Source organism: Pelagerythrobacter sp. Soil_C_18, from assembly GCF_057657235.1.
Genome location: NZ_JBDGIU010000004.1, coordinates 222,803 through 244,577, shown reverse-complemented (window position 1 = coordinate 244,577; position 21,775 = coordinate 222,803). Strand labels below are relative to the sequence as shown.

Here is a 21,775-nt window from a genome sequence, read left to right as displayed (position 1 = left end):
AAAGCCGGCGGTGCGGTGCATAGGTGCAAATCGGAACGAAATGGTCTGATTTGCGATGCGCCTCTCCAACCTTGCCGACTACGCGGTCGTGACGATGAGCGCCGCCGCGCGCCATTGCGGCGGCGGGCGCACGAGCGCGGCCGAGCTGGCGGCGGAGACGGGACTGCCTGTGCCGACGGTGCAGAAGGTGGTCAGCAAGCTCTCCGCTGCGGGCCTGCTGCGCTCGGTGCGCGGCGCGGGCGGTGGGCTGCAGCTCGCCCGCCCGGCAGCGGCGATCACGCTGGCGGACATCGTCGAGGCCGTGGAAGGGCCGATCGCGCTGACCGCCTGCATCGACGGCGACGAATGCGCGGTCGATCACACCTGCAGCGTCAAACCGCATTGGCCGATGGTCAACGCCGCGCTGCGCGGCGCGCTCGCCGGCATCCCCCTGACGCAGCTTTCGAAGGCAGCGCCGCGTGAACCGAATCCCAGTGGAATTTCTGCATGACTGACGACATCGACATCCAGGATCGCGATGCCCGCGAAGCCGCCGCCCGCGCTGCCGAGTACGAATTCGGCTGGTCGAGCGACATCGAGCAGGAATTCGCGCCCAAGGGGCTGAACGAAGACACCGTTCGCTTCATCAGCGCCAAGAAGCGCGAGCCGGAATGGATGCTCGAGTGGCGGCTTAAGGCGTTCCGCCTGTGGCAGCAGATGGAGGAGCCGAACTGGGCCAAAGTCGGCTATCCGGCGATCGACTATCAGGGCGCGTACTATTATGCCGAGCCGAAGAAGAAGCCTAAACTTGCATCGCTCGACGAACTCGATCCCGAGATCAAGGCGGTTTACGACAAGCTCGGCATTCCGATCGGCGAGCAGGAAGTGCTCGCCGGGGTCGAGGGCGCGCGCAAGGTCGCAGTCGACGCGGTGTTCGACAGCGTCTCGGTCGCCACCACCTTCCGCGAGGAGCTGAAGAAGGCCGGCGTCATCTTCCTCTCGATCAGCGAGGCGATCCGCGAGCATCCCGAGCTGGTGAAGAAATGGCTCGGCCGCGTGGTGCCGCAGCGCGACAACTATTTCGCGACGCTCAACAGCGCGGTCTTCTCCGACGGCACGTTCGTCTACGTGCCCGAGGGCGTGCGCTGCCCGATGGAGCTCAGCACCTATTTCCGCATCAATGCGGAAAACACCGGCCAGTTCGAACGCACGCTGATCGTGGCCGAGAAGGGGTCCTACGTATCCTACCTCGAAGGCTGCACCGCGCCGATGCGCGACGAGAACCAGCTCCATGCCGCCGTGGTGGAACTGGTCGCGATGGACGATGCCGAGATCAAGTACTCGACCGTGCAGAACTGGTATCCGGGCAATGCCGAGGGCAAGGGCGGGATCTACAACTTCGTCACCAAGCGCGGCCTGTGTCAGGGTGCACGCAGCAAGATCTCGTGGACCCAGGTGGAGACCGGCAGTGCGGTGACCTGGAAGTACCCGAGCTGCGTGCTCAACGGCGAGGATTCGGTCGGCGAGTTCTATTCGGTCGCGGTGACCAACAACTACCAACAGGCCGACACCGGCACCAAGATGATCCACAACGGCGCCCGAACGCGCTCGACCATCATCTCCAAGGGCATCAGCGCCGGCAAGAGCAACAACACCTATCGCGGCCTCGTCCGCGTCGGTCCCAACGCGGAAGGCGTGCGCAACTTCACCCAGTGCGACAGCCTGCTGCTGGGCGACAAGTGTGGCGCACACACCGTGCCCTACATCGAGGTCAAGAACCCCTCGGCGCAGATCGAGCACGAGGCGACCACCAGCAAGATCAGCGACGACCAGCTCTTCTACGCCATGCAGCGCGGGCTGGACCAGGAGCAGGCCGTCGCCCTGATCGTCAACGGCTTCGCCCGCGAGGTGCTCAAGGAACTGCCGATGGAATTCGCGGTCGAAGCGCAGAAGCTGCTGGCGATCTCGCTCGAGGGGAGCGTGGGATGACCAAGCGCACTCTCCACCTCCGCTCCCCGTCCGAGCAGTCCGAGGCGCCCAAGGTCCAGAAGAAGGGCCGTGGGTGGAAGATCTCGGAGAAGCGGCTCGATGCGCTGCACGAGCGGGCCCGCGAGCTGCGGCGGCATTCGAGCGAGGCGCACAAGGCGCTGGCAGAGCGGTTCGCGAAGGCGGATCTCGGGCGCTACAAGTTCACTCGCCACGCGGTAGTCGGCAGCGCGATCGTCGACTTCAACTGCCACAATCTCGGCATGGCGATCGCCATTGATGAGGGCGATGCGCCCGATCCGATCGCGACACGCCGCGACAAGAGCCTCGAGGCCGTCGGGATCCGTGTGATGCGGATCAAGGCTGCCGACATTCTCGAGAACATGGACGACGTGCTCGCGCGCATCACCGCCGGTATGCGCCTGCGCATCGGCGACAAGCAGGTCGCGCGCCGCGAACATCATGCAAGCCACCCGCGCCAGAGCGCATCGCGCGGGCGCAGTTACAGGACCAGCAATGCTGAAAATCGATAATCTCCAGGCCGAAATCGGCGGTACGCGGATACTCAACGGTCTCTCGCTCGAAGTGAACGCGGGCGAAGTCCACGCGATCATGGGCCCCAACGGCGCGGGCAAGTCGACGCTCGCCTACGTGCTCGGCGGACGGCCGGGATACGAAGTGACCGGCGGCTCGGCGGAATTCATGGGCCGTGACCTGCTCGAAATGGAGCCGCACGAGCGCGCGGCGGCCGGGCTGTTCCTCGGCTTCCAGTATCCCGTCGAGATCCCGGGCGTGTCGAACGTGCAGTTCCTGCGCGAGGCGCTCAACGCGCAGCGGCAGGTGCGCGGCGAGGAACCGCTCTCGGGCGGCGATTTCCTCAGACTGGCGAAGGAGAAGGCCGGGCTGCTCAAGCTCGACATGGACATGCTCAAGCGCCACGTGAACGTCGGCTTCTCGGGCGGCGAGAAGAAGCGCGCCGAGATGGTCCAGATGGGCATTCTCGATCCGCAGTTCGCCGTGCTCGACGAGACCGACTCCGGCCTCGACATCGATGCGCTGCGCGTCGTGGGCGATGGAATCAACGCGATCATGCGAGCGCCCGAGAAGGGCGCGCTGCTGATCACGCACTACCAGCGCCTGCTCGACTACGTGAAGCCGGACTACGTCCATATCCTCAGCAAGGGCCGGATCGTGAAAACCGGCGGCCCCGAACTCGCGCTGCGGCTCGAGGAGGAAGGCTACGAGGCGGTCGCGGCATGAACGCGGTGACCGCCCTCCCCACCCGCAAGGACGAGGCCTGGCGCTATTCGGCGGTCGAGGCGCTTCAAGGTGTCGATCTCGATAGCTGGCGCGCGATCAACGTGCCGGCGGGCGAGAGCTACCGCGAATGCCTGACGATCGAGGATAGCGAAAGCACCGAGCTGCGCCGCCTGCGCGTTTCGATCGGCGAAGGGGCGCGATGCGAGCTGTTCGCGGTAATCGCCGCGGGGCGTCTCGGAAGGATCGAAGTCGAGGTCCGGCTGGGCAAGGGCGCGCATATCGAGCTCGGCGGCGTCACGCTCGGCGGGCGCGATACGGTGCGCGAGTTCGTGACGCACGTCGTCCATGCCGAACCCGAGGCGACCAGCAACCAGGTGGTCCGCTCGGTCCACTGGGGGCAGGGCACGGGCAACTTTCTCGGCCAGATCGACGTGGTGCGCGACGCGCAGAAGACCGACGCGGCGCAGAGCTTCAAGGGCCTTCTGCTCGAGAAGGGCGCGAGCGTGAACGCCGTGCCGCAGCTCGAGATCTTCGCCGACGACGTGAAGTGCGCCCACGGCGCGAGCGTGGGGCAGATGGACGAAATGGCGCGCTATTACATGGCGACGCGCGGCCTCTCGCCCGAACTGTCGCGCCGACTGCTGGTGCAGGCGTTTATCGGCGATGCCTTCGTGGCGCTTGAAGACGAGACGGAGCGTGAGCGGCTGATGGGCATTGCGCTCGCCAAGCTGGATTTGCACCTGTGAGCGGGCGCACATCCCTGAGTCCCCGCGAAGGCGGGGACCTCGGGCCTCCAGCGGAGCGCCCGCGGCCTGAGGCCGCGGCTTCCGCCTGGGCTCGCGATGTTCGCAAGGACTTCCCCGGTCTCCTCACCGCCGAGGGCAAGCCGTGGCACTACCTCGACACCGCCGCGACTTCGCAGAAGCCGCAAGGCGTGATCGACGCTGTCTCCCGCGCGATCGGGGCCGACTACGCCACGGTCCACCGCGGGGTCTACACGCGCTCGGCCGAGATGACGCTCGGCTACGAGGCCGCGCGTCGCCGCGTCGCTGGCTTTATCGGCGGACGCGAGGAAGAGCTGGTCTTCACCCGCGGCGCGACCGAGGCGATCAACCTCGTCGCCCACAGCTACCCGAACAAGGGCCGCGTGCTGCTCTCCACCCTGGAGCACCATTCGAACATCGTCCCCTGGCAGCTTGCCGGGTGGGAAATCGACGTTTGCCCGCTGACCGAGGACGGCAAGATCGATCTCGACGCCGCCGAGCGGATGCTGACGCCCGAGCATACGATGGTCGCCTTCGCGCACGTCTCGAACGTGCTCGGCTCGGTGGTCGACGCGAAGCGTGCGGCGGAACTCGCGCATTCGGTCGGTGCGAAGCTGCTGCTCGACGGATGCCAGGCGGTGCCGCGCCTGCCGGTCGACGTCGCTGCGATTGGCTGCGACTTCTACGCCTTCAGCGCGCACAAGCTCTATGGCCCCACCGGCGTCGGCGCGCTCTGGGGCAGGGCCGAGCTGCTCGATGCCATGCCGCCGTGGCAGGGCGGGGGCTCGATGATCGAGAAGGTCACCTTCGAGCGCACGACTTACGCACCGCCGCCGCAGCGGTTCGAGGCGGGCACGCCCGCGATCGTCGAGGCGATCGGCTTCGCCGCCGCCTGCGATTACGTCGAGAACGTCGGGATCGAGCGAATCCACGCGCACGAATGCGCGCTCGTCGGGCACTTGCGCGAGGCGCTGTACGGAATGAACGATGTCACCCTGTTCGGCCCCGCCGACAGCGCCGGAATCGTCAGTTTTGCCATGCGCGGGGTTCACCCGCACGATCTCGGCACCATATTGGATGAGGAAAACGTCGCGATCCGCGCCGGGCACCACTGCGCACAGCCGCTGATGGCCCATCTCGGCGTCCCCGCCACCGCGCGGGCGAGCTTCGGGCTCTACTCGGACGAAAGCGACGTCGAGGCGCTGCTGCGCGGGATCGATCGCACCAGGAGGATCTTCGGATGACCGAAGCGAGCGAAAAGAAGAAGGAATACGTTGCCGCGCCCGCGCCCAACGAGGGCTTCGCGAAGCCTCCGCGCGCGCGCGTTGCGGATGCGGTCGACCCGGAGGAGAGCTCCGAGGAGACGATGGGCGAAAAGCTCGAGCGCAAGCGCGACTATCTCGAAGGCTTTCTGCAGAAGAAGCCGGCGAGCGTGTCGGCAGGCGCGCCGGGCGGCGAGCTCTACGAGGCGGTGATCGCCGCGCTGAAGGAAATCTACGACCCCGAGATTCCGGTCAATATCTACGATCTCGGCCTGATCTACGGGGTCGACGTCGACGACGAGAGCAGCGTGACGATCACGATGACGCTGACCACGCCGCACTGCCCGGTCGCGGAGTCGATGCCGGGCGAGGTGGAACTGCGTGCTGCTTCCGTCCCCGGCGTGCGCGATGCGGAAGTGAACCTGGTGTGGGACCCGCCGTGGGGCCCCGACAAGATGACCGACGAAGCGCGGCTCGAACTGGGGATGCTCTAGGCGCTCCCCGATGGATAGGTTTGTATCATGACCGAGACCAAAACCCGCCAACGCCCTGCCGCCGTCACCCTGACCGAAGCGGCCGAGCGGCGCATTACCGACCTCATGGCGAAGGCACCGAAAGGCGCGATCGGGGTCAAGCTCTCGACCCCGCGGCGCGGCTGCTCGGGGCTGGCCTATTCGGTCGACTACGTGACCGAGGAGCAGGGCTTCGACGAGAAGATCGTGACGCCCGGCGGCACGTTCTACATCGACGCCGCCAGCGTGCTCTACCTCATCGGCAGCACGATGGACTGGCGCGAGGACGATTTCACCGCCGGCTTCGTGTTCGAGAATCCCAACGCCAAGGGTGCCTGCGGCTGCGGCGAGAGCTTCATGGTCTGACTAGCCGCGCCGGCGCGCGCGCCAGACTCTGAACAGCACGCCCGGCGCGGCCAGCACCGGGTGCCGTTCGCGCCAGGGCGTGATCGCCACCGGAACGCCCGTGTGCCGTTCGATCTTCCAAGCCGCGTAGCGCGCGGCCCCGTCGAAAGTCGTGCTCGCCTTGACCAGCCGCGCGAGATTGAGCGGCTTGCCGAAACGCCGCCTGCGCCCCCACCAGCTCAGGATGCGCCGCTGCTCGCCGGCCGAGAGGCGCGGGGAGAGCCGCTCACCGTCGCGCGCGAAGGGAATGCCTTGCGCCTCCCAGGCGAGCGGCAGCAGCCCCTCGAAATGGGCGGCATTGACCGACAGGATCGAATCCTCGCGTCCCGGCTTCTCGACCCGGAATTCGGCCTGATAGGTCGCGCGGAACAGCGCGCGCCAGTAATCCCCGGCCGTGCCGCTCTCGGGCCCGAGCGCCGCAGCGAGCCGCGCCGCCGTCTGCGCCGCGCCGGCGATCGCAGAAACGACGCGCGGGCGCCATTCCTCGGCTGACAGCCAGACGAGCGCGCTCGGTTGCACGAAGCGGGCCCAGATCGTCGTATCCCGGCTCTCCCCCTCGGCGGCGCGAACGAAGGTGGTGAAGGCCATCCGCGCGACTTTCGCGCGCAGCACGCGCCCCTCGTGTTCCCACTCGTGATAGCTCACGCGGGGCCAGATGCGCTCCGCCTGGCTGCCGGGCAGCAGGAGGTAGAAGTCGAGCACGCCCTCGAGTTCGCCCGTACGCAGATTAGAACCGTAGAACAGCGCGGCCGCCGCGCCCGCTTCTTCGGCAAGGCGCGCGGCGAAAGCGGCGACGGCAGGGTGCACTGCGGCGCCCAGGCCGTCTGCGATCCGCTGCTCCAGCGCGCCGTTCACGGGACGATGAAGCGCAGCTCGGGGCCGCTCGTCAGCCGATACCGCCCGGCGGGGAAGGCCTCGCCATCGAGGATGATCTCATCGTCGACCGCGATTTCGATCGGGTCGGCGGTGACACGGTGGAAGCCCTGCTCGCGCAGCCGCTCGGAACCGTGCCCGCGGATGATCGCCGGCATCTGCAGCAGCAGTCCGCGCGCGGGATGGTCGAGCACCGCGAGCTTGAGCCCCTCGCGCGGCTCGCCGAACGGGTTGATACCGGCGGGGAACCGCTCGAGCGTGGAGGCGAGGACGAAATGGCGCCGTGCCGGGTCGCCGGCCGGGACATGCGGCAGCGCGCGGCCTTCGGGGCCGATTGTCAGCTCCATCGGAACGCCACGGCGCCAGCGGTTGCGGTCGCTGCCGAGCAGGGCCTGGAGAATGCCCCAGCCCGCGGTTACGCCGACGGCGAGACTGTCGAACGCCCCGAGCCGGTGCGCGTCCTGCCCGGCGCGGATGCCCAGCGTGTAGGCGCCGGCGCCGAAGATAAAGCCGAGCATGGGTGGTACCGCACGGTCGAGCGCGTCGACGCGGATGGGGCGGCGGGTCACGCGGCGGCCAGAGGCATAGGCCCCGATCGCCGCCCCGATCGTCCACGCCGGTGGTGCGCCGAGGTCGACGTTGAGGGCGTTTGTCTTGCCCTTGGGCAGAACGGCCACGTCCGGCCAGGTCTCGCCGAACACGTCCAGCCCTGCCGTGAGCACGTCGCGCACGGTCCCGTCGCCGCCGTTGATGACGAGATAGTCGATCCCGCGCGCGGCGAAGCGGGCCAGTTCCTCCTTCAGGCGTGCGGTGTCGGGCGGCTGGGCGACGAAGATGTTGGCCTTCACCCCGAGGTTCAGGTCCTGACCCTTGTTGCGGTGGCTGCGCGGGTTGTAGATCACGCCGACCGATGGCCCGGCCGCGGCAATGCGCACGTCGGGCGCGGGCAGTTTTGCGTCGACGGGAGTCATGGGGGCGCCTTAGCCGGATAGTGGGGCGCGGACCTAGACATTTTCGCTTCGCCGGGCGGATCCGCTCCTGTAACCTCGGCTCATGCTCCATCCCGATCTGCTCGACTCCGCCCGCGCGCTGTCCGGCCGCATCGTCACCCTGCGCCGCGCGATCCATGCCGAACCCGAGCTCGGGCTTCACACCCCGATGACGATGGCGAAAGTGCGCGCCGCGCTCGCCCATCTGCCGCTCGAATGGCGCGAAGGTTCCTCGACGACGGGACAGGTCGCGGTGCTCAAGGGCGCGCAGCCCGGGCGGCGCGTTCTGCTGCGCGGCGACATGGATGCGCTGCCGATGCGCGAGGAGACCGGGCTCGACTTCGCCTCGGCGATCGAGGGCCGGATGCATGCCTGCGGGCATGACACGCACACCGCGATGCTGGCCGGCGCGGCGGAGCTGCTCGCGGCCCGGCGCGGTGAGCTGGCCGGCGAAGTGCTGTTCATGTTCCAGCCGGGCGAGGAAGGCTTCCACGGCGCGCGCTTCATGCTGGAGGACAGGCTGCTTGGCGATCCGCTGCCGGAAGCGGCCTTTGCGCTCCACATCATGCCCAACGCGCCCCATGGGGTGCTTGCCGGCCGCGCGGGGGCGCTGATGGCCGCAGCCGACCAGTTCGATGTCGCCGTGACCGGTCGGGGCGGCCATGCTTCGATGCCGCACGATGCGCGCGATCCGGTGCCCGCCGCGTGCGAGATCGTCGGTGCGCTACAGGCGATGGTCACGCGGCGCTTCAACGCGGCCGACGCGGTGGTCGTGACCGTGACCCAGCTCCAGGCGGGCACCGCGCACAACGTCATCCCCGACCATGCGAGCCTGCGCGGCACGATCCGCACGCTGTCGCCCCGCCACCGCACGGCCGTGCGCGAGGCGATCGAAGCGGTCGTGTGCGGCGTGGCGCAGGCGCACGGGGTGGAGGCGGAGCTGACCGTGACCGAGGGCTTTCCCGTCACCATCTGCGATGAGCGTGCAGTCGCGCTCGGCCGCGAGGTCGTTCACGAGGCGCTGGGCGAAGGCTCGTGGCGCGAACTGCCGGCGCCGATCATGGGTGCGGAGGATTTCGCCTACGTCCTGGAGAAAGTCCCGGGCGCCATGTTCTTCCTCGGCGTCGCGCCCGAAGGGGAGGACTGGCGCCAGTGCTGCGGCATCCATTCGCCACGCATGATCGTGGACGAAGCCGCCCTGCCCCGGGGAACCGCCATGCTCGCCGGCTGCGCGCTGCGCTTCCTCGAACGCGGGTTCGCCTGAGCCGAGCTGCTATCGGCCGCGGGGAACGAACGGCTTCGGCTGGGCCGCGGCATCGCTTTCGTGCGGCTTCTCCAGAATCTTTCGAAGCAGGGTGACCATTGCGGTTCGTCCGCGTTCGGACAGGCTCACGATGACGCGCCGATGATCGAGCGGATCGGGGAGCCGCTCGATCAGCGCTTCGTCTTCCAGCCGGTCGATCAGCCGCATCGCCGAGGTCGCCGTCGTACCCGAGACGAGCATGAGCTGCTTGACATAGACGATGCCGCCTTCCTCGCCGTTGACGAACAGCTCCAGCAAAATGTCCCAGGCAAAGTCCTTCACCAGCCCCGGCGGCATGTGCTTGTCCACTTCCCTGCGGAGACGAATGAGCCGCCGTGCGCAATCGACGAGCTCCCGTTCGAAGATCGTCCGGCCCTGACCGGCCTGCGCCAGGGACTCGACCGTCCGTTGCGAGGTGGGCGACGGACCGGCGTGAAGGGGGATGATCCTGGTCTTCGAACTTTTCATGACGGTGTTATGTCGAACTTTCCGTAACAATATTTAACAATTCAGCTTACGCTGCCATAAGACCCCCTCCTTTCTATACTATATCAGAAACGAGTTCGTGTATAGAAGTGCTGTGAGACCCCTTGAAAAGTACTGCATCACCACTTTTCAAATCGGATAGTAAAGAGTTTCTTAAGCTTTGGAGCGACGATGGCCGGTCTGCCCTGAGTTGTTCGGGCAATTGGGACCAGAATTCGTCGTACAAGGGGCCGAGTGCATAGACGCGGTCGATGGAGTGGCGCGCCACGACCGCCGCAAGCCGCGTATGGTACGAGCCGGCATCGGGGCCCAGCTCGGCCATCTCGCCCAGAACGGCCACGCGGCGGGTCGCAGCCGTCTTCGAGCCCAGCAGCGCAAGCGCCGCTTCCATCGAGCCCGGATTGGCGTTGTAGGCCTCGTCGAGGACGAGCACCCGCCGTCCCTCGATCCAGGCTTCGAATTCGCGGCCGCGCCCCTCCAGCGGGGCGAAGGTCGCGAGCCGGGACAATGCCGGCTCGAGATCGCGGCCGAGCGCCCACAGCGCGGCGAGAACCGCCAGGGCGTTCAGCGCCATGTGCTCCCCCGCCGCGCCCAGCGCGAAGGCGACGTTGCGGCCGCCGATGCGCGCTTCGGCAATCTGCGATGACGGGTCGTAGTCGGTCAGCCGGACTTCGCATTCCGGCGCCCGGCCGTAGTCGATCACGCGCAGGCCCCGGCTGCGCGCGGCCATGTTAACCCGCGCCCATTCGGCCATCTCGCGGTTGAGCACCGCCACCCCGCCGGGGCGCATGCCTTCGAAGATCGCGCTCTTTCGCCGGGCGATCGTCGCGAGGTCGTGGTGGTGTTCGAGGTGCGCCGGCAGGATGTTGGTGAAGATCGCCACATCCGGCCGGGTCAGCCGCGAATTCTGCGCCATCCGACCGATGGCCAGCTCCAGCGCGACATGCGGCACGTCCCAGGGGATCGAGGCGAGGTTCCAGGCGATCCCGTGCGGCAGGTTGGCATTGTAGCGCGTCGTTCCGACCGCGCCGTAGCCTTCCATGGCGTGTGCCAGCATCGCGACCGTGCTCGTCTTCCCGGCGCTGCCGGTGACGCCGACCACCTTCCCGCGCATCCGCTGGCGCGCGTACCCGCCGAGATCGAGAATGGCTCTCTCTACATCCTCTACCAGAAGGGCTGGTGCGACGAGGTCTCCGAACCGCGCGGGATCGCTGCCGATGTAGGCTGCGGCACGGTGTGTCAGGCGAGGAATGTGGCGTTCGGACACGCCGCGCTGCCCTTCGGGCGGGCGCAGCGCGACCATATCTCCGTCGCGGAACGCTGGAAGGTAGGTGCACAGTCCGCCGGTCGACCAGTCACCGGGAGGAGGGCTCTGCCATTCTCCTCCGGTTGCCCGCGCGACATCCGCCGCGGTCCAGTGACGCCGCGCCTTCTCCGCGGGAGGACGGTGGACGGCACCGTCTTCGCCGTCGCGCACCAGCAGGTAGCGGCGATAGGCGGCGAGGCCGGACAGGTAGTGCTCCACGTCGTCGATCCGGATGCGGAAGGCGTGGTGGCGGATGAAGAAGCTGCCGGCGATCTTCGAAGGCCGGGCGAAGAACATCGCCAGCTCGGGCCAGAAGTGGCCGTTGAGCAGGTAACGCGCGCGGAAATCGAGCGCCCGGTAGAAGCGCGTCAGGTCGATGCCGTCGAGCAGGTGCCGCCGCTCGGGATCGGCGCGCAGGCGGGCGACCATGCTCTCGGCCGCGGTCATCAGTTCCAGCAGTGTCGGGAAAGTCGTGATCCGCTCGAGGACGAAGCCGAGGTGGGTGCGGAAGTTGTCCAGCCCGAAACGGAAGTAACGCTCCTCGGGCCGGTAGCGGGTCAGCTCGTTGACGGCATAGCTGAGCCAGTGGTCGTGCGCCTTCCAGTGCTCCTGGTCGATGAAGTATGCGAACGCCCTCTCCACCGCGGACAGCCAGTGCGCGTCGCGCGTGGCCTCGTAGAGGCGCATGAGGGCGAATGCCGCCTCGCCATCGTAATAGATGATCCGGAAGCGCTCCTTCTCGCTCAGCGAGGGATAGGCGAGCACGTGGGAGAACGATCCGGTGCCGGGATCCTGCATGTGCAGGATCCCCGCGCCCAGCCGCTCGGCGAGCGCGAGGCTTTCGGCGGTTCCCGTCAGCGCATGGTGCTTGAGCAGTGCGAGGACCGCCACCGCGTTCCCGCCGAGCTTGATCTCGCCGCCGACGTCGACGAGGAACGCCGCCTCGCGTCCGGACGGGAGCGGCGCGGGCCGGATCAGCTCCCCGGTCAGATATGCGAGGGCACGGCCGATCGCCTGCTCCAGGCTGTCGTCGCGAGTGACCTCCCACGCTTCGAGCATGGCATAGACCGTGCTCGCATGGCGCAGCGCATTGTAGGCCCGGATGGGGCGGTCGAAGCACGGATGCCAGCCGTAATGAAAGCGCCCGTCGTCCAGAACCTGGGAGGCGAGATAGGCGCTACCCGACCGGACGAGTTGCGCGACGTCCTCCGGCTGCAGAGCATTCATCGTGCGCCGCCCTGCGTCGAGACCCGCGCCCGAAAGCTCGCGGACCTGCAGATCGTCGCCGACGAACGCGCCCTTGGTCGTGAACAGCCACACCGGATCGTCGTCGCCGAACGCCAGATCGGTCAGCCCGTGGCGCTTCTCGGCGTAAATGCGGAAGTTCTTCTCGTTGAGGACGGCCGCCGCGTCGCGGTTTCCGCCGTAGAGCATGGCGTTGGCGTTGATCTCGGTCTCGAGGAACGCGTGCTCGAAGCGGGGATCGAGCGAGATGCCGAGGCGGAAGTAATTGCGCTTGATCGTGCGCAGCGCGGCCTTGAGCTCGCTCCAGCTCCGCCGCTCCACCGCATCGACCCAGTCGAGGCGCAGCCAGCGAACCGCCGCCCCGCTTGCCGCGATCCGCTCGGCCCCGGCTTGCCAGGCCTCCTCGGCGGTCGGCCCGCTGGCGGTCACGGTCGCCGCTCGCCGGGTTCCGTCGGTGAAGGAGAAGAACAGGACCGTGCGCGTGTGCCCTTCGACCTGCACGGAGGGGACCTGCCCCAGACGGGTGCGGAGGCGCTCCAGGCAGGCTTGCAGCCGGTCCGTCACCTCTCGCGCAGCGCCTCCTGCGCCCGGTTGATCGGCTTCATCAGGTATTGCAGCACCGTCTTCTGCCCGGTGTGAACGTCGACGGTGGTGATCATGCCGGGCACGATCGGGAAGCGCTCACCCGCATCGTTCACCAGCGCATTGGATGTCGTGCGTATGAAGACGCGGTAGTAATAGACTTCGGGGTTCACCTCGTCCTGGATCGTGTCGGGCGAGATCGTTGCGACTTCGCCTTCGAGACCGCCGTAGATCGAATAGTCGAAGGCGGTGACTTTCACCGTCGCCCTCTGCCCAGGATGGATGAATGCGATGTCGCGCGGCGACATGCGCGCCTCGATCATGAGCTGGTCCTCCAGCGGAATGATCTCCATCAGCCGCCCGTTCGGCGGAATCACGCCGCCTACTGTCGAAACCTCGATGCTCTTGACGATGCCCTTGACCGGCGAGCGGAGCGTCAGCCGGCTCAAAGTGTCGGAACGCCCGCGCATGACCGGGGCGAGCGCCTCGACCTGCTCGCTGGCTTCGGAGAGCTGCTGGCGCGCCTCGACCAGATATTGCGAGTGCAGGTCCGCCTTCTTCAGCTCGAGCTCGGAGAGCTGGCGCCGCAGCCGGATCACTTCGACGTTGCTCGCCGCCCCGACTTCGATCAGCGACTCGCCGATCGCGACTTCGCGGCGGATCAGGGCGATCGATTGGTCGATCAGGCGGACCGACTCGTTCAGGCTGCGGCGGCGCGTCTCGTAGAGGCGGGTTTCCGCCTGCTTGAGGTCCGGAAACTCGTCCAGCTCGGCAGGAAAGATGAGTGCCGTCTGATTGACTTCCGCCTGCAGCCGGGCCGAGGCGGCGAGGGCCGCACGGTACTTCGCGGCGCTTTCGTCGAAGGTCGAACTCGCCTGCGTCGGATCGAGCTGCGCCAGGATCTGACCGGCTTCGACCAGGTCGTCCTGCTTGACGTGCAGCTCGGCCACGATGCCGCCTTCGAGCGATTCGATGACCTGTTCGCGCATGGTCGGCACGACCCGCCCGCTGCCGGTCGCCACTTCGTCGAGCGTCGCGAACCATGCCCAGAGGACCGCGGCGGCAAACAGTGCGCCGAGCGTCCAGACGAGACGGCTGGACAGCTTCAGGCGGGGATCGGTCTCCTCCCCGAACAGCCAGTCCTCGCTTGCGGCCCGCGCGGTCATGCGGCCTTGCCCTTTCCTTGCATCGTCGCGAGCGCGGCATGCTTGGGCTTGTCGAGCTTGACCGCGCCGTTGTGGATCACGACGATCCGCTCGACGAGTTCGAGCACCCGCATACGGTGCGTGGCGATGATCACGGTGCGGCTCTTGCTCCAGTCCGCGAAGCGCTCGATGAAATGCCGCTCGGTCGCCTCGTCCATCGCGGCGGTGGGCTCATCGAGCAGGACGACCGAGGGTTCGCGCAGCAGCAGCCGCGCGAGGAGCAGGGCCTGCGTTTGCCCGCCCGAAAGGCCCAGGCCCCCTTCGAGAATCATGTAGTCGAGCCCGGACTGCGTCCGGCGTACGAATTCGTCGGCGCCGACCATCTCCAGCATCGCCGCGATCTGCTGATCGGACGCATTCGGCGCGCCCATCGTCAGGTTGTCGCGCAAGGTCCCGTGGAACAGGCGGCTGTTCTGGCTGAGCAGACCGATGTCGCGCCGCACGTCGGCCGGATCGATCTGGTGCAGCGCCAGATCGTCGACCAGAACTTCGCCCGCGACCGGCGGCAGCAGCCCCGAAAGCGCCTGCAGCAGGGTCGACTTGCCGGCCCCGTTGCGGCCGAGCAGCGCGATCTTCTCGCCCGCGGCAATTTCCAGCTCCGGCACGGCCAGCGCGGGCGGCGCATTGGCGTCTCCGTAAGTGAAGACGGCCGAGCGGAGGCTGAAAGTCCCCCGTATCGCGGGGATCTGGAGCCGCTGCTCGTGCTCGGGGCTGTCGACCGGCAGCGCCATGATCTGGTCGACGCCCTGAATCCCGACTTTCGCCTGCTGCAGCCGGTTCAGGACCTGCGTCACCTGCGAAATCGGCGCCATCATGCGCGAGCCCAGGATCGATGCGCCGACGAGCGCGCCCGTCGTCATGTCGCCCGCGATCACCATCGGCGCGCCGCAGAACACGATCGTGGCGTAGACGCCGTTCTGGACGTTCTGCGCCCAGGCGGTCAGGCCATTGGTGAGGCCCCGGAGCTTGAGCTGCGCCTCGCCCGCAACGGCGTTGAAGTGGTTCCACCGCTGCTGCAGCGGATCTTCGGCCTGGAGCGTCTTTACGTCCTCGATCCGCTGGACCGCTTCCACCAGCATGGCGTTCCGCAGCGAGGATTCGCGCATCGCCTCGGTCGCGTAGGTGCGCAGCTTCCGCTGGGCGAGCCAGCCCGGCACGAGCAGCAGCAGCATCGCGCCGAGCGGGACCAGCGCCAGTGGCCCGGCGATGAACCAGAACGCCGCCAGGAACAGGACGAAGAACGGAATGTCGGCGATCGCGGCCACGGTCGTCGAGGTGAGCAGCTCGCGCACCTGCTCGAGATCGCGGAGCTGGGCGATGAACGTGCCGGTGGAGGCGGGGCGGTCGCTGTTCCGCACCCGCAAGGCATGGCCGAAAACCCTGTCCGATATGCGCAGGTCCGCCCGCCGGCCCAGCACGTCGATGATATTGGTCCGCAGCTTGGTCAGCAGGAAGCTGAACCCGATCGCGAGCAGCACACCGATGAACAGAACGTAGAGAGTCGGGAACGATTCCGCCGGCACGACCCGGTCGTAGACCTGCATCGAGAACAGCACGCCGGCGAGCGCGAGCGTGTTCGTCACCAGCGATGCGGCGATGACGCTGGCGTAGGAGCGGCGGTCCTTCAGCAGGATACGCCGCAGCCAGTGCTCCTCGTAAGGGCGGATATAAGTATCGACCCGCGCGTCCGGAATGGCGCCGGCGGGGCGCGGGACGACGAAGCTCTCGCTGGCCTCGACCAGCTCGGCCAGATCCATGCGCTGCTGCAGCCCGCCTTCGCCGACGACAGCCAGACTGACTTCCCCGGAAGCGCTGACGGCGGTGATCACCGCGAGATCGCCGCCGTGCATCCGCGCGATGACCGGCAGGCGCCAGCTCGTCAGCGACAGCGAGGCGGGCTCGGCGAAGTGGACCTGCAGTCCCGCATGCCGCGCGAGCATGCGGATGCGCTCCTCGTCGCCCTTGGCGTGCAGCCAGCGATCGGAAAGCCGGGCCGTTTCGGTAGACACCGGCAGGCCGTATTGGCGCGCAACGAGATGAAAGGCCTCGATCCAGGCGTGCGGGCGGAAGTCCGCATCCGGGGCGGCCCTGACCGTCACAAGACGGTCCCGCCGACGGTGGTCCCGGCGAGCCCGAAGGCCTCGCGCGCGGTTCCCGAATTGACCAGGCAATCGACCTGCAGGCGGCGCAGGTCGTGCTGTGTGTTCGCCCTGTCGAAGCGGACCTGATGCAGTTCCTGCTCCGCATTGAGCAGATCGACCAGCGTCTTGGTGCCCATCTCCAGGTATTGCAGGCGGTAGAGCTTGCCGGTCTCGCGCATGCTTGCCTCGCGGAAGGCGAGCGTGTCGAGCACACGGCCGAAGCTCGCCACCTGGCGCTGCGCCTCGCTCAGCGTGCGGCTCACGTCGTTGCGGATCCGCGCTTCCGCCGCGTCGGCAGCGCCCAGCGCGTGGGATGCGCCGCGGATGCGCGCCCGGTTCGCCCCGCCGTTGTAGAGCGAGGTCGAGACGTTGATCCCGAAATTGTACTCTTCGCGGCCCCCGAACGGATCGTGGATGTCGGTCGCGCCGCCGGCGCCGAGCGACACGGTCGGCATGCTTTCCGACCGGCTGCGCTCCAGGTCGGCAAGCGCCTGGTCGCGCTCGGCGCGGACTTCGCGGATCGCCGGAATCGTCTCCCAGTCAGGCTCCCCTTGCGCGCAGGACCGCATGAAGCCCTCGGGCAGTTCTGACGATACCGCGGGCGCTTCTCCGCGGCCGAGAAGGTGGGCGAGGGTCGTCTGCCAGCGCAAGTGCTCGGCCTCGATCTCCTCGATCGTCGCCTGGGCGGCCTGCACGCGCGCGTCGGCCTGCAGCAGGTCGGCCTTGGTCGCCGCGCCCTCATTGAAGCGGTGCTGCACGAGATCGCTGATGCCGCGCACGCTTTCGAGCTGGTCGAGAGCGATCTGCCGCAGGGCTTCGGTGCGCTGGAGCTCGATGACCGAGTAGCTGGTGTCGCGGATCAGTCCATCCACCGCAAGCAGGAGCTGCGCCTCGCCGATCTCGACGCCGGCCTCGGCGGAGTGGACCGAGCTGCGCACTTTCCCGAAGTCGTAGAGCATCTGCGACACCGAGACATTGGCCCGGGGGCGCCAGCGGCTCTGGCCGATGTTGTCGTAACCTGTGCCGACGCCCGCGTTGATCTGCGGCAGATAGCCGGCTTCGGCGACGTCGATTTCTTCGGCCCGCGAATCCAGCCGCGCCTCCGCCTCGACCACGGAGGGATGCCAGGCGACCGCCTCGCGCGCGGCACGGTCGATCATGATGGCGGCCGGGCCTTCAGGAGGTGAAGCCGCCACGTACGACGGTAAACAAAGTCCGCAGGCCCATCCGACTGCAACAAGCCACCCATTCCCCCGCTTCACCCGATCACACTTCACACATTCTCACTCGTAAACGCGGCAACAGGAGCCCGCGCCGGACCGGCGCGGGCTCCGTGAGAATACAGGCGGTCAGACAACCGAAAGGTTACTACCGTCGAGTTCGTCCCGCAGATCGGTCCCGAGGTAGCCGAGCGGATCCTGCATGGGATCCGATGCGGTCTGCACCAGCGCGATCTCTTCCGCCGGCTCCGCCGCCGAGGGCATCGGCGTGTCGTCGCCGCTTTCCGACAGATAGTGGTTGAGCACTTCCTCGAGCGTGCCCTGCCCTTCGAGCAGGTCGAACTCGGGGAAGCCGGTCTCGCCGATCGCCGCGACGTTTTCACTGCCGTCGACGCCCGCCAGATCCAGCGGGATGGCGTCGGCCGCGAACATGCTCATGAACGCCGCCGCACCGGCCTCGGGTACGCCGGCGCCTGAGGGCTCGACGGTCACCTCGAGCGTGCCCTCTTCCACCTCGCCCGACGGAAGCGTGACCTGGTACTCGAAGGTATCGAGCCCGGGTTCGGTCAAGTGCCCCGTCGTGTTGGGCGTGTAGGTGTAAGTGCCGTCGGCATTGACCTCCAGCGAACCGTAGGTGCCCTGGATGGTCACCGGAGCGCCGCTGGTCACCTCGGTGAACGTCACGCCATCGGCCGAGATCGACAGCGGCGGATCGACGTCGCCGAGGAAGTCGTTCGCGAACAGATCGCCTTCGGCCGGGAAAGTCTGGCCGACGAGGAAGCTGTCCAGATGGGTGACCGTCGAGCTCACGTCGATGTCGACACCGCCGGCTACCGCGACCAGGCCGAAGTCGACATCGGCCCGGATCCGGTACTCGCCCGCGGGAACATCGGGAACGAGGATGTCACCGGTGCCGCCGCTGCCCAGCAGGCTCAGCAGCTGGCTGCCGTTGTAGCTCGCATAGGTGCTCCAGGTGCCGCTCGCCGTGTCCAGCATCTCGACGAAGACCGTGACGCCGCCGCCCAAGCCGAGGAGACTTCCGGCATCGACGGCGAGCGTCACGTCCTGTGTGGTATCGGCAGCGACGAGGAAGCTGTCGCTGACGAGATCGCCGCTTGTGCCGACCGGCGCACCGAGCAGCACTGCGGTCCACGCGTAGTCCACCGCATCGGGCATCGGATCGCCCGTCGTCACCTCGTACTCGTACTCGATCCCGGCTTGCGCCGTATCGTCGGCCACCCGTTCGCCAGCGACCTCGACCGTGAGCGTCGCCTCGACCGCATTGGTGCCGTCCGAGATGGTGTAGGTGAACACGTCGGATAACCCGATGGACGCAGGGTCGCCGTTCGCCGTGTAGCTGTAGGAGCCGTCGGCGTTGATGACGAGCGTGCCGTAGGCGCCCTCGATCGTCGCGCTGCCATCGGTGACCGTCTGCACTTCGCCGGTACCGTTCTCGACCTGCGTGACCGTGGTGCCGGGAACCGCGCTGTCTTCACCCGCTTCTCCGTCCGCGGCGGCGTCGGGGTTGATGACATTCCCGCTGACCGGCGTGCCGGCGCCCGAGAAGGTGTGCTCGGTGACGGTCGCCGTGACGGAGGTGTCCTGGATGACCGTCAGCGTGTTGCTGAGCAGCGCCTCCGTGACCGCGCCGAGGACCGCATCGAGAGATGCACCCAGACCCAAAGAATTGAGGCCGTCCGTCAGGACTTCCACCAGCTCACCCGCACCGAGGTTGGTGGTGGTCTGAAGCACCGGCTCCAGAAGGTTCCGCACCACCGTTCCCAGCGGAAGTCCGATCCCGGGCAGGATCTCGCCGTTCAGCGCGGTCTCGACCGCATCCAGAACGAGCGCCTCGTTTTCCGTGCCCAGAACCACGCCGCCTTCGCCCAGTTCCTCGAGCGACAGGCCGTCGCCGTCCGTGTCGAGCAGGCTGCCCAGCGTGCTCTCACCCTTGCGAACCACGATCGTGTAGTCGCCCGGCTCGAGCCCGGTCACATTGGCGACCAGCGTGTTGTCGCTGGTAACCCCGAGCACGCCCAGCCCGGCTACGTCGCCGAGCAGCGGATCGTTGCCGGTGGTCAGGACCCCGACCAGCTCGCCGGCCGCGTCGTAGATCTCGACATTGAAGGCGTCCGCCACCGCGAGCAGCGCCGTCTGGCTGACCTCGATCGCGATCTCACCCGACGATCCTTCGGCGATCGAGACCGCGATGCTGTTGGTGTCGTTGCCGTCGTCGAGCAGGCCGAGAACTTGCAGGTTCTCGTCGGTCACGGGCGCCTGGGTGACCGAGTCCCTGGTCCCCAGGTCCGCGGTGGCCGTATCGTTCACGGCCAGGAGAGCCGCGACCGTCACCGCGCCGAGCTGGGCGCTCGGTCCGGAGTTGCCGGCCGCGTCGGTCTGACGGACCTGCACCTCACCGGCGGCATATTCGCCGGCCGGAAGCTCGAAGCTGGTGTCCGTTCCGGCCGTCCAGCTCGTGCCGCCGTCGATCGAGTATTCCCAGGACGCTCCCGTCTCGAGACCGCTGATCCCGACCGTGCCGTCGCTGGTGATGCCGTCGCCATCGACGCCGGTATCGGTTTCGAGGGCGGCTTCAAGCGCTGCGGGCGGTGTAAGGTCCGGCGCCTCCGCAGCGGTTGGCGTGGACTCGTTGCCGGCAGCGTCGGTGGCGGTGACCAGAAGGTCCTCGCCGTCGACTTGCGCCGGGATCGTCACGCTGTAGGTGCCGTCTGCCCCGACCGTGCCGGTCCCAAGCTCGGTCGTGCCGTCAGGGGCGTAGACGGTGATGGTCGCACCGACCTCGCCCGTCCCCGTCACCGTGGTGCCGGTCGCATCGTCCACGTCCGCGGTCGGCGCTGCCGGCGGTGTGCCGTCCGGCGCCTCGGCAGCGGTCGGCGTGGACTCGTTGCCGGCTTCGTCGGTGGCGGTGACCAGAAGGTCCTCGCCGTTGACCTGTGCCGGGATCGTCACGCTGTAGGTGCCGCCGGCCCCGACGGTGCCGGTCCCAAGCTCGGTCGTGCCGTCAGGGGCGTAGACAGTGATGGTCGCACCGACCTCGCCTGTGCCGGTCACCGTGGTGCCGGTCGCGTCGTCCACGTCTGCGGTCGGCGCTGCGGGCGGTGTAAGGTCCGGCGCCTCGGCAGTGGTCGGCGTGGACTCGTTGCCGGCTTCGTCGGTGGCAGTGACCAGAAGGTCCTCGCCGTCGACCTGCGCCGGGATCGTCACGCTGTAGGTGCCGTCTGCCCCGACCGTTCCGGTTCCGAGCTGGGTCGTGCCGTCGGGAGCGTAGACGGTGATGGTCGCACCGATCTCGCCCGCCCCCGTCACCGTGGTGCCGGTCGCATCGTCCACGTCCGCGGTCGGCGCGTCGGGCGGTGTGGTGTCGGCTTCGACCAGGTTGATCGTCAGCGTAGCCGTATCGCTGCTTCCGTCGGGATTCACGAGACGGTAGGTGAACACTTCCGCCTCGCCCACGCCCACAGCCTCGTCATTCGGCGTGTAGGTGTAGCTTCCGTCCGCATTGATGACGAGCGTGCCGTATTCGCCCGCGACGACGAGGCCGTCGGTCACGGCGGCGAAGGTACCGTCGCCGGTATCGATCTCCAGCACCGCCTCGCCCGCGTCCACGTCGTTCGCAAGCACGTTGCCGCTCACCGGATCGCCGTCGACCGTGGTGGTGTGGAATTCAACATCGAGGGTGAGCGTGATGCCTACCGACAGCAGGCCGCCACCTTCGTAGACCACACGGTAGTTCCCTGGGGGAAGATCGTCGGCCGTGACCTGAACCTGATTATCGGCGAGGACGTCGAGCGTGAGTAGGTCGAGCAGACCGCCTCCGGACGTGCTGGCGACATCCTCGAACGAGCCGTCGGGCAGTTCCCTCTGTAGAGTGAATTCGACGCCGGAAAGCACGGTCGCGATACTGTCCGCCGTCAGCGTGAACGAGGTATCGGTCTCCGCGCCGGCGGCCACCGTGAAGTCGTAGGTCTCGCTGAAGGTTCCGACCGCCAAGAGATAGGTCGTGCTCTCACTGTCGGTCGTCGTCTCGACTGTCAGCGGGAACTCTACGCTTGCGGTATCATCGAAGGCGTCCGCGTCCGCGTCGGCATCAGCGTCAGCGTCAGCGTCAGCATCTGCATCCGCATCAGCGTCTGCGTCAGCGTCAGCATCTGCATCAGCGTCCGCATCGGCGTCAGCATCAGCATCGGCGTCAGCATCCGCGTCGGCGTCCGCATCAGCGTCTGCATCCGCGTCGTC

At 67.6% G+C, this 21,775-nt stretch carries 18 protein-coding genes; 9 read left to right on the top strand and 9 right to left on the bottom strand.

All coding sequences use genetic code 11. The features are described from left to right. The first annotated feature begins 55 nt into the window (after nt 1–55). The 8 genes from AC3A5N_RS11370 to AC3A5N_RS11335 are packed head-to-tail and all read left to right on the top strand — an operon-like array spanning nt 56 to nt 6,129. The gene (locus tag AC3A5N_RS11370) at nt 56–490 is read left to right on the top strand and encodes an SUF system Fe-S cluster assembly regulator (RefSeq protein WP_487737438.1); all 435 of its coding nucleotides are present in this window, start codon (nt 56–58) and stop codon (nt 488–490) included. Then, on the top strand, nt 487–1,968 hold the full coding sequence (sufB, locus tag AC3A5N_RS11365) for a Fe-S cluster assembly protein SufB (RefSeq protein ID WP_487737437.1): 1,482 nt from the start codon (nt 487–489) through the stop codon (nt 1,966–1,968). The genes AC3A5N_RS11370 and sufB overlap by 4 nt, the downstream gene beginning before the upstream one ends. Further along, a complete protein-coding gene (locus tag AC3A5N_RS11360) occupies nt 1,965–2,498 on the top strand; it encodes an endonuclease domain-containing protein (protein WP_487737436.1) in 534 nt (177 codons plus the stop codon). The genes sufB and AC3A5N_RS11360 overlap by 4 nt, the downstream gene beginning before the upstream one ends. Further along, nucleotides 2,482–3,225 (top strand): Fe-S cluster assembly ATPase SufC, encoded by a 744-nt coding sequence (sufC, locus tag AC3A5N_RS11355; protein WP_487737435.1) that lies wholly within the window; start codon nt 2,482–2,484, stop codon nt 3,223–3,225. Before AC3A5N_RS11360 ends, sufC begins: the two co-directional genes overlap by 17 nt. Continuing rightward, nucleotides 3,222–3,971: a SufD family Fe-S cluster assembly protein gene (locus tag AC3A5N_RS11350; RefSeq protein ID WP_487737434.1), complete on the top strand. Its 750-nt coding sequence runs from the start codon at nt 3,222–3,224 to the stop codon at nt 3,969–3,971. The genes sufC and AC3A5N_RS11350 overlap by 4 nt, the downstream gene beginning before the upstream one ends. After that, nucleotides 3,968–5,233 carry an aminotransferase class V-fold PLP-dependent enzyme gene (locus tag AC3A5N_RS11345; RefSeq protein ID WP_487737433.1) on the top strand — a complete coding sequence of 422 codons (1,266 nt, stop codon included), beginning with the start codon at nt 3,968–3,970 and terminating at the stop codon, nt 5,231–5,233. The genes AC3A5N_RS11350 and AC3A5N_RS11345 overlap by 4 nt, the downstream gene beginning before the upstream one ends. Then, the gene (locus tag AC3A5N_RS11340; protein WP_487737432.1) at nt 5,230–5,745 is read left to right on the top strand and encodes an SUF system Fe-S cluster assembly protein; all 516 of its coding nucleotides are present in this window, start codon (nt 5,230–5,232) and stop codon (nt 5,743–5,745) included. Before AC3A5N_RS11345 ends, AC3A5N_RS11340 begins: the two co-directional genes overlap by 4 nt. A 27-nt stretch (nt 5,746–5,772) precedes the next feature. Then, nucleotides 5,773–6,129: a HesB/IscA family protein gene (locus AC3A5N_RS11335; RefSeq protein ID WP_487737431.1), complete on the top strand. Its 357-nt coding sequence runs from the start codon at nt 5,773–5,775 to the stop codon at nt 6,127–6,129. On the opposite strand, the gene AC3A5N_RS11330 is transcribed toward AC3A5N_RS11335, so the two are convergent. Together AC3A5N_RS11330 and AC3A5N_RS11325 are read right to left on the bottom strand one after the other, a co-directional pair. Continuing rightward, nucleotides 6,130–7,023 (bottom strand): hypothetical protein, encoded by an 894-nt coding sequence (locus AC3A5N_RS11330; RefSeq protein WP_487737430.1) that lies wholly within the window; start codon nt 7,021–7,023, stop codon nt 6,130–6,132. It lies immediately after the preceding gene. Then, nucleotides 7,020–8,012: a diacylglycerol/lipid kinase family protein gene (locus AC3A5N_RS11325; protein WP_487737429.1), complete on the bottom strand. Its 993-nt coding sequence runs from the start codon at nt 8,010–8,012 to the stop codon at nt 7,020–7,022. The genes AC3A5N_RS11330 and AC3A5N_RS11325 overlap by 4 nt, the downstream gene beginning before the upstream one ends. Before the next feature lie 82 nt (nt 8,013–8,094). Between AC3A5N_RS11325 and AC3A5N_RS11320 the strand changes: the two genes are divergently transcribed. Continuing rightward, nucleotides 8,095–9,294: a M20 metallopeptidase family protein gene (locus tag AC3A5N_RS11320; protein WP_487737428.1), complete on the top strand. Its 1,200-nt coding sequence runs from the start codon at nt 8,095–8,097 to the stop codon at nt 9,292–9,294. Between the two features lie 9 nt (nt 9,295–9,303). Here AC3A5N_RS11320 and AC3A5N_RS11315 read toward each other — a convergent pair whose 3' ends face one another. The 7 genes from AC3A5N_RS11315 to AC3A5N_RS11285 all read right to left on the bottom strand — a co-directional run. Then, nucleotides 9,304–9,801, bottom strand: a complete 498-nt coding sequence (locus AC3A5N_RS11315) for a MarR family winged helix-turn-helix transcriptional regulator (protein ID WP_487737427.1) — start codon at nt 9,799–9,801, stop codon at nt 9,304–9,306. A 73-nt stretch (nt 9,802–9,874) separates the two neighbouring features. After that, complete coding sequence (locus AC3A5N_RS11310; protein ID WP_487737426.1) at nt 9,875–12,934, bottom strand: UDP-N-acetylmuramoyl-tripeptide--D-alanyl-D-alanine ligase; 3,060 nt, start codon at nt 12,932–12,934, stop codon at nt 9,875–9,877. After that, nucleotides 12,931–14,118, bottom strand: coding sequence for an HlyD family type I secretion periplasmic adaptor subunit (locus AC3A5N_RS11305; protein ID WP_487737425.1), 1,188 nt, complete (start codon nt 14,116–14,118; stop codon nt 12,931–12,933). The genes AC3A5N_RS11310 and AC3A5N_RS11305 overlap by 4 nt, the downstream gene beginning before the upstream one ends. Further along, nucleotides 14,115–16,256, bottom strand: a complete 2,142-nt coding sequence (locus tag AC3A5N_RS11300; RefSeq protein WP_487737424.1) for a type I secretion system permease/ATPase — start codon at nt 16,254–16,256, stop codon at nt 14,115–14,117. The genes AC3A5N_RS11305 and AC3A5N_RS11300 overlap by 4 nt, the downstream gene beginning before the upstream one ends. After that, a complete protein-coding gene (locus tag AC3A5N_RS11295) occupies nt 16,253–17,458 on the bottom strand; it encodes a TolC family protein (protein ID WP_487737423.1) in 1,206 nt (401 codons plus the stop codon). The genes AC3A5N_RS11300 and AC3A5N_RS11295 overlap by 4 nt, the downstream gene beginning before the upstream one ends. Nucleotides 17,459–17,647: 189 nt before the next feature. Further along, entirely contained in the window at nt 17,648–21,529 is a 3,882-nt protein-coding gene (locus AC3A5N_RS11290; protein WP_487737422.1) for a BapA/Bap/LapF family large adhesin, read from the bottom strand. 53 nt (nt 21,530–21,582) lie between these two features. Then, nucleotides 21,583–21,775: hypothetical protein (locus tag AC3A5N_RS11285; protein WP_487737421.1), on the bottom strand; the 193-nt coding region annotated here is incomplete at its 5' end.

Bases quoted from the DNA above. Each gene is read 5' to 3' on its own strand.
- AC3A5N_RS11370 (WP_487737438.1), top strand. From the start codon at position 56: ATGCGCCTCTCCAACCTTGCCGACTACGCGGTCGTGACGATGAGCGCC.
- sufB (WP_487737437.1), top strand. From the start codon at position 487: ATGACTGACGACATCGACATCCAGGATCGCGATGCCCGCGAAGCCGCC.
- AC3A5N_RS11360 (WP_487737436.1), top strand. From the start codon at position 1,965: ATGACCAAGCGCACTCTCCACCTCCGCTCCCCGTCCGAGCAGTCCGAG.
- sufC (WP_487737435.1), top strand. From the start codon at position 2,482: ATGCTGAAAATCGATAATCTCCAGGCCGAAATCGGCGGTACGCGGATA.
- AC3A5N_RS11350 (WP_487737434.1), top strand. From the start codon at position 3,222: ATGAACGCGGTGACCGCCCTCCCCACCCGCAAGGACGAGGCCTGGCGC.
- AC3A5N_RS11340 (WP_487737432.1), top strand. From the start codon at position 5,230: ATGACCGAAGCGAGCGAAAAGAAGAAGGAATACGTTGCCGCGCCCGCG.
- AC3A5N_RS11335 (WP_487737431.1), top strand. From the start codon at position 5,773: ATGACCGAGACCAAAACCCGCCAACGCCCTGCCGCCGTCACCCTGACC.
- AC3A5N_RS11325 (WP_487737429.1), bottom strand. From the start codon at position 8,012: ATGACTCCCGTCGACGCAAAACTGCCCGCGCCCGACGTGCGCATTGCC.
- AC3A5N_RS11320 (WP_487737428.1), top strand. From the start codon at position 8,095: ATGCTCCATCCCGATCTGCTCGACTCCGCCCGCGCGCTGTCCGGCCGC.
- AC3A5N_RS11315 (WP_487737427.1), bottom strand. From the start codon at position 9,801: ATGAAAAGTTCGAAGACCAGGATCATCCCCCTTCACGCCGGTCCGTCG.
- AC3A5N_RS11305 (WP_487737425.1), bottom strand. From the start codon at position 14,118: ATGACCGCGCGGGCCGCAAGCGAGGACTGGCTGTTCGGGGAGGAGACC.
- AC3A5N_RS11295 (WP_487737423.1), bottom strand. From the start codon at position 17,458: ATGATCGACCGTGCCGCGCGCGAGGCGGTCGCCTGGCATCCCTCCGTG.